General features: G+C 70.7%; 3 protein-coding genes. 2 read left to right on the top strand and 1 reads right to left on the bottom strand.

Annotated elements, in window-relative coordinates; all coding sequences use genetic code 11:
• Positions 1-14: 14 nt before the first annotated feature.
• Positions 15-5,078, bottom strand: coding sequence for a S8 family serine peptidase (locus tag VM938_15360; protein ID HVF76413.1), 5,064 nt, complete (start codon positions 5,076-5,078; stop codon positions 15-17).
• A gap of 106 nt (positions 5,079-5,184) precedes the next feature.
• Here VM938_15360 and VM938_15365 point away from each other — a divergent pair, with 106 nt between their 5' ends.
• On the top strand, positions 5,185-6,465 hold the full coding sequence (locus VM938_15365; GenBank protein ID HVF76414.1) for a hypothetical protein: 1,281 nt from the start codon (positions 5,185-5,187) through the stop codon (positions 6,463-6,465).
• Positions 6,466-6,485: 20 nt separating this feature from the next.
• Positions 6,486-7,834, top strand: a 1,349-nt coding sequence (locus VM938_15370) for an AAA family ATPase (GenBank protein HVF76415.1), incomplete at its 3' end; no start/stop codon positions are given.

Here is a 7,834-nt window from a genome sequence, read left to right on the forward strand (position 1 = left end):
TCTCAGCGACAGAGTCAGGTCGTCAGTCGCCGCCGGAGTGTGACGGCCAGCCACGCCAACGCCAGCATGGCGAAGCCGAGCAGGCCTGCGTTCCCACCGGTGGCCGCCAAGGTGGCGGCGGGCTGTTTCGACACGTTCGACGTCGTCGTGCCGCCGCCTCCACCGCCGCTGCCCGTCGTCTGCGTGACGGCACCCAGGAAGCGCACGTCGCCGCACCGGCACGTGCCGGCGTCGAGCGAGGCTTGGCTGGGCGCACCGGTCAGGGCGGGCAGCGCACCGATCGGGTCACCCGAGCCGTCGACCGGCACGAGCGGGCCCACGGCGACGCGCTGGGCTGTCAGCGACAGGTTCTGCGGCGGCGACGACGGGGCCACCGGGACACCCGCCACCACGCCCGCCAATGTCTCGCAGTTGCCGTTCAGCACCTCCACGTCGTCGACCGCCCAACCACCCGTCGGCGGCTCGGAGTTGGTATCGGTCTTGAGCCGGAACGACACCAGGATGTCGCGCCCGGCGGCGGCTTCGGGCAGGGGCAGTCGGATGGTGTCGGGCAGCGGGAAGCTCGGTGTCTGTGACTCCACGCCCTCGCGGAGCACGATCCACGTGGCGCCGTTGTCGACCGAGATCTCCACCCTCGGCTGCTCCCACGCCTCGAGTGCAGGCTGGGCGCCTTCGAGGTTGTACCACTCGGTCCACTCGAGGACGCTGTAGCCCGCAGGCATTGTGACGGGCGGCGAGACGAGCCGGAGGTCGACGTTGGAGGTGTAGCCGGGCGTGCCCGTCTCTGCCACCACCGTGCGCATGGCCTGCGAACCCGTCTCGGCCGCACGACGCTCCCAGATCGTCTTGTTTGTCTCGACGTTGTCGACGATCAGCCCGAGGTTGCCGCTACCCCCCTCCGGGTCGTTGACCCATCCGCCTTCGTCGGCTTCGAAGTCCCACGCCCGCACTATGGAAAAGTCGGCGGTGGGCCGGTCGAAGGCCATCACCGGCGATGTCGCCGGCTTGCCTGCGCCGTTGGTGCTCGTGACGGTGAAGTAGTACCGGGTGCACGGCGAGAGGTCAGGCAAGGCGACCTCGTGGGTGTCGGTGAACTCGTCGAGCTTCACCTCGTTCGACAGGTCCGTCGGCGACGTGCCGTAGCGCACGATCGAGTCCGCCTCCTGGTTGGTGAACCAGCCGATGAGCTCGGTTGCAGGGTCGTCAGGCGACGGCTTGGCGTGGACGCCGCTTATCTGTGGAGGCACGAAGGCGTCGTTGTAGAGGGCATAGCTGTCCCCTCCGTTGTCGTCGACGGTCGCCAAGCCGTTGCACGTGGCCGATCGCACGACGAACTCGTAGGCGCCGTTCTCCTCCAGGCCCTCCACCCGGATGAAGTGCTGTGTCACGCGCACCGGCGCCGACACCGGCGTCCACTCCGACGTGCCCGCCTCACGGAAGTACACGGTTGAGTCGCTGGCCACGTCGGTGCGCCACGACACCACGGCCGATGTGTCGTCGGTGTGGTCGACGCGCACGTCGCTCACCTTGGGGGCGGCCGTCGCTGTGCACGGCTGGGGGTCGAGCCCGTCCATGAACAGCACCAGGCGCGGGCGCAGGTGCGGCCCCCGCGAGCGGCGGTTGTAGCCCATCTCGAAGGAGAACAGGGCCTCGGCCTGCTCGGTGATGCCGCTCAACCGGAACGCCGCTCGGCGTTCCTCGCCCGTGTCCTCGGAGAGGTTGGTCTTGAAGGCGTCGAGCTGGTTGCACGGGACGTGCCATGCGTACTTTGTGTTGGCCCCGCGCCGCAGCGTCATGTCGGGCGCCAGTTGCACGTCGGCCGCCGCTGTGGCCACCTCGGTGTACGTCTTGCCCGGGCCCCACCGCGCTTCGGCGCCGGAGTCGAGCAGGTCCATGGAGAACGTGGTCTCGGTTGTGTAGACGTCGTGGATGTCGTGGGCCGAGTACATCTCCACGGCGGCGCCGGTGATCCGAGCGGGGTCGACCGACGCGGGGAGGCGGAACATGAAGGCGGGCACCGCCTTCACGCTGCCGACCGGCGTCTCGTGCAGCGCGGGCACGACCCCTGCCGCCGTGGGCTCGAACGACCCCGCGTAGAGCTGCGTCGACGTGCCCCAGCCTTGGCCTTGCACGTCGGGGATGGCAGGGATGCCCGCGTTGAGCTCGCCCGACAGCAGCATGGCCATGTCGGGCGCCTTGGGTTGGTACATGGCGTCCGTCGACGTGAACTCGCCGCTGGAGCCACTCGCTTCGTTGCCCGCCTCGTCGGCGCTGGTTATACGGTACGTGTACGGCGTGCCGGCTTTGAGGCCGGTCACGTTCACCTCGTGGTTGCGCGTGACCACCTTGCGGTTCAGGTAGACGCCCTTGGTCTCGATCTGTGTGGCGTTCATGCCCGGGAACGTGTCGGTGTTGTAGACGTCGACGAAGGTGGCATCGCCGTCGGGCCCTGTGACTGTGACCGCGCTTGTCGATATCTCGTCGGTTGTCCACGTGAAGCGGGTGAGGTCACCGGCCACCGTGTCGAGGTGCAGGTTGGTGACCTCCGGCGCTGTGCTGTCGACGGGCGCCGTGGCCCGCACGCCGCCGCCTTCGGCCACCACCGCGGTGCCGCTCGCCACGATCTCCTGCTTGTAGACCGACGGGCCCTCGCGGGTGAAGCCGCCGATGGTGTCGCCCGACAGCCCGGTGCCCAACAGCCATGCCGTGGCCGTGGCGCCCGGCTTGTACTTGGGAGCGTCGAAGACGATGCGAGGGGTTGTGGTGGCCAGGCGGCCGCTCACCGCGAGGGCGTAGCCCTGCGGCCCCTCGGGGATGTCGGACGCCTTGACCGTCACTTCGTAGCGACCGGGTGCGGGAGCAGCCAGGCGCACGCCCTCGACGTTGTTTGTCACGTCGGCCACGCCGCCGGTCTTCGACTCGCCCACCTCGGCGGCCGGGTTGCCCGGCTGCCCGAACGTGGGGGTCTGGGTGGTGGTCTCGTTGCCGAGGTATGTCGAGCCGTCGGGTGCGGTGACCTCGAGGTCGAGGTTGTTCACCAAGGTCGGGGTACCGGCAGGCTGCAGCGACGGCGGGTCGATCCACGTGAGGTGCACGTTGAGCGGCTGGCCGGGGGCCACGTCGATGAACTGGGTGACCTCTTGGCCCGTCTCCAGGCCTGACTCGTCGTCGTTGGGCCGGTCGACGGTGTAGAGGGTGCGGTCGTCGCCCGCGAAGTAGAGGCTCTGGTCGAGCTCGACCTTGCCCCAGCCTTGGCCGCTGGAGGGCCACATGCCGTCCTGGCTGCGGTCGCTGCCTTCGTCGCCGGTGTAGAAGCCGCGCATGCGCTGGGCCGAGTTGATGGTGACGGCCTTGACGAGGGCCGACGACGGGTTGTGGCGCCGGGCCACGTCTTTGGTGCCGACGGCGAAGCCGGTGCCGGCGTCGGGGCCCCAGCCCTCCCAGAAGTACTCGCGCACGAGGGTCACCAGGCCGACGAGCATGGGCCCCGACATCGAGGTGCCCTGGAGGTAGTGGTCCTCGTCGACGGTGCCGCCCTTGGGCGACACGTTGATCTGCCCGGGCGTACACACGTCGGGCTTGAGGCGCCCGTCGAGCGACGGGCCGTGGCTGGAGAAGCTGGCCACGCTGTCGGGCGAGACCATGGGCTGGCGCCCGTTGGCCGAGGCGCACGAGGTGATGACGTTCTTCGACTCCTGGGCGCCGCCCGCCAGGGTGGCCGCCCGCGGGCCGGAGTTGGCCGCCGAGAACACGATCATCATGTCGGGGTGTTCATGGGCGAACACGTCGGTCGTGTAGCCGTCGCCCGTGTCGACCTGGGAGATGATCGAGCCGTAGGAGTTGTTGTGCGTGCGGGCGTCCTCGAGCGGGTCGTACTGGTTGTCGCCGTCGAGGTCGTAGACCTGGTCGTACAGCAGGGCCTGGTCGCCGGGGAGGCCGGACAGGCCGCCACCGGCCTCGATGTCCTGAAAGCTCAGCCGCGCCCCCACGGCGATGCCGTCGGCCTCCCGTGTGCGGGTGCCGTAGTTGCCGTTGGCGTCGGGGTAGTCGGCGGCCACCGAGCCCGCCACGTGGGTGCCGTGCCAGCTCCCTTCCAGCGACCGGGCGTTGGGGTCGTCCTCGGCCAGGTTGAAGTAGCCGGACATCTTGCGATGCGAGTGGCCGGTGGGGGCCACCGTGCCCATGGCCTCCTCGGAGTTGCCTGCCGTTGTCTGGACGTAGTCGGCCAGCTTGCACTGGGCCGCGGCATTGCAGTCGCTGAAGGCCCGCTGGGCGTTGCCGTTGTCGTCGGGCTTGTAGTTGACGCCGGTGTCGGCCACCGCCGCCGTCTGGCCGGTGCCGGTCAGCCGGCCCGGGGCGGTGGCGGCCAACTTGTCGCGCTCGCCGGTGTCGGTGACCCACAGGGCGTTGCCGTTGTGCAGCTCGTACTGGGGCTGGGGCTCGACCCACACCACGTCGTCGACGCGGGCGATGGCGGAGAGGGCTGCCTTGGTGGCGTCGACCACGGCCACTGTGCCGCTGACCTCGGTGACCTTGACGCCGGGGATGCGGGCCAGGGTGGGTGCGATGGCCTTGCCGGTCAGGCCTCGGTGCGCCCATACCCGCACCTGCTCGGCCTCGCCGATCTTGTCGATGCCCGGTGCCACCTTCCACGCGGGCTGGAACATGCCGACCCAGCGCACGCCTTGCACGGCGGTGACCTTGGCGGCGGCGGCCGCGTCGGCCCGCACGAGGTACGTCACGTCGGGCACGGTGCCGAGGATCTCGGCGCCGGCGGCTTCGATGGCCACCCGCACCGGCTTGGTGGCCGGCGCGTGTACCTGCACGAACCAGTAGCGGGTGGCGGCGGCCTGTAGGTCGGCAGGCACCTCGGGCACGCCCTTGGCCGGGTCGAAGGCGCCCGCGGCGATGCGCACCATGGTGCGTGACGAGGCGGACTTGGCGTGCTGCTTGGCGATCTGCTCCCGAGGTGAGGTGCCGGCGTCGGCGCGCTGTTGCTGCACGAACGTTGCCACCGAAGCAAGGAACAGCGTCACCGTCGCAACGAGCGCGAACGACGTCCGCCTGGTCGTGGTCATACCGGCACCTCTGGGGTCTCGAGACTGCTGCGTCTGTGCCCGCGCCCAAAGGAATTTACGCCCAAGCTGCACATTTCGACCACAAGAGGGGAACAATGGCGCCCGCATGCCCATCCGCGTAGTGCTCTCCTCCGTCGCGCTCTGTGTACTGATGGTCATCGGCTCCTCCCCCGCTGTCGCGGCCGACGTGCGCACCGAGGTGGCGGGCTTCACCGTCGACTACGTCGACCAGGTCAGCCAGGCGGGGTGCCCCGGCGGGCCGACGGCCATCACCACCTCCGGAGGCGTCGCCCACGTGGCGGCGGGAATGCTGTACGTCGAGCAGCCGGGAGGCGCCTTGAAGTCGGAGCGCGGCGGCAGCGGCGAGCACCAGAAGGTCGACCCGTGGGGGCTGACCCGCACCCGCAACGGCGACCTGTTCGGCAGCGAGCCCGCGTGCGGCAAGGCGCTCGACGCCACCCGCGCCAACTGCCGGATCGTGCGCTTCGCACCGGGGACCGGCAACATCCGGGCCACCATCACCGGGGCGCACGCCTGTGCCTTCGCCATCACCGTCGACCCCCGCACCGGCTACCTCACGGTGGGCACCCGTGACGGCGCCCTCTTCGACATCGACCCGGCCAAGGGGACGGGCGAGAACCGGCGCACGCTGGGCGAGCCCGCCTTCAGCCTGAGTTGGTCGTCGGACGGCGAATGGCTCTATTACGTGACCCAGGGCGGGCAGTTCGGCCGCCTCGGCCGGACCGGCCGGCCCCAGCCGCTGGGCAACGGCGCCCGCGCGGTCGTGGCCGACACCGAGCCCGTCGGCTTGCGCGACTGGGTGCTCGTCTCGCAAGGCCGCACCGTGCGGATCGTGCCCACGGGCGATCGACGGCCGCCGAACGCGACGTTGGCATCGGCGTCCGGCGACAATTCGGACGCCGGCGCCTTGGCGGCCGACGCCAAGGGCGTGTTCATGGCCACCGGCAACCAGGTGTGGCTGTTGGCGGGGCGCTACAACGCGCCCCCGCCCCCGCCGCCGCCGCCTCCGCCCCCGCCGCCCGCCAACACCGCCCGGGTGCCGCCGCCCGCAGCCACTGCCGCACCGCCGCCCGCCGCACCGCCGCAAGCACCGCCTCCTCCGCCACCGCCTGCCCCGCCCATCCCGCCGCTGGCCACGGCCACCCAGTTGGTGGCCCAGCCCTCGGTGGCGGCCAACCCGGCGTTGGTCCCCGCCGACGAGGAACGCGAAGCCGCCCTGCGCCTGGCCGCTACCGGGCTGCCGCCGCCTCTGGCGCCGTGGCTCGTCTGGCTGGCCCTCGCCGTCGTTGTCTGCACCACCGGCGCCGTCGTCGGTGCCGCGGCGCGCCCGCAAGGCGCCCGCGCCTACGCCCGCCGTCCTACCTGACCCGCCAACCTGGGAGCCCGATGCCCACCGTCACCAACCCCGACCGCCCCACTGCGAACCGAGCGCCGCGCATCGACCGCGCCAAGCTGCGACGCCTGGGCGTCGGCATCCCCCTCATGCTGGCCACGCTGGTGGTGCTCGTCTTCCTTTTCGTCATGCTGCTGGGGCGGGCCAAGCCCGACGCCCGCGGCACCGAGATCGGGCTCTCCACACTGACGGCCGAGGCCCGGGCCAACAAGGTCAAGCAGGCCCGCATGCTCGACCACGACGGGCGCATTGTCACCGACATCGACGGGCGCCAGGTGTGGGCCGCCTATCCCAAGTCGGACGCCGCCACCGACTCGTTGCTGAAGACGCTGGAGGCGGGCGGCGCCACAGTCACAGTCGACCAGCAGAGCGGCAAGGCCCAGTCGCTGTTCCTGGCCCAGTTCGTTCTGCCGCTGCTGTTGCTGGCCAACCTGTTCGGCCTGCTGTTCGTGGCGGGCAAGTCGGGCGGGGCACGCGACCTGGCCTTGTTCTCCAAGCTGTTCTCCAAGAAGAAGGAAGGCGGGACCAGCCGCGTCACCTTCGCCAACGTGGCGGGCGCCTCGGGCGCGGTGGTGGAACTGCAGGAGATCGTCGAGTACCTGGCCGACCCCACCCGTTATGCACAACTGGGGGCACTGCCGCCCAAGGGCGTGCTGCTGGTCGGCCCGCCCGGGTGCGGCAAGACCTTGCTGGCCCGGGCGGTGGCGGGCGAGGCCAACGCCCCGTTCTTCTCCATCTCCGGCTCGGAGTTCGTGGAGTCGTTGGTCGGCGTGGGCGCCGCCCGCGTGCGTGACCTGTTCCGGCAGGCCTTGGCCGCAGCACCGGCCATCGTGTTCATCGACGAGCTCGACGCCGCGGGCCGGCGCCGGGGCGCGGGCGTGGGCGGCGGCCACGACGAACGGGAGCAGACGCTCAACGAGTTGCTGGTGCAGATGGACGGCTTCGAGCCCTCGGCGGGCGTGGTGGTGCTCGGCGCCACCAACCGGCCCGACATCCTCGACCCTGCCTTGGTGCGACCCGGGCGCTTCGACCGCAAGGTCACCGTCGACCTGCCCGACATCGCCGGGCGGGAACAGATCCTCAACCTGCACGCCCGCAACAAACGCCTGAGCACCGATGTCGACCTGGCCTTCGTGGCCAAGCGCACGCCGGGCTTCTCGGGCGCCGACTTGGCCAACCTGTTGAACGAGGCTGCGTTGCTCACGGTGCGCGCCCGCAAGCCGGGCATCACCAACGAGGAGCTGACCGAGGCCATCGAACGGGTGCTGGCCGGGCCTCGCCAAGGCGTGTACCGGCTCACGCCCGTCGAGGTCGAGCGCATCGCCTACCACGAGGCGGGCCA

It is taken from the genome of Acidimicrobiales bacterium (assembly GCA_035536915.1).
GTDB lineage: Bacteria > Actinomycetota > Acidimicrobiia > Acidimicrobiales > JAHWLA01 > JAHWLA01.

Bases quoted from the DNA above. Each gene is read 5' to 3' on its own strand.
- VM938_15365 (HVF76414.1), top strand. From the start codon at position 5,185: ATGCCCATCCGCGTAGTGCTCTCCTCCGTCGCGCTCTGTGTACTGATG.
- VM938_15360 (HVF76413.1), bottom strand. From the start codon at position 5,078: ATGACCACGACCAGGCGGACGTCGTTCGCGCTCGTTGCGACGGTGACG.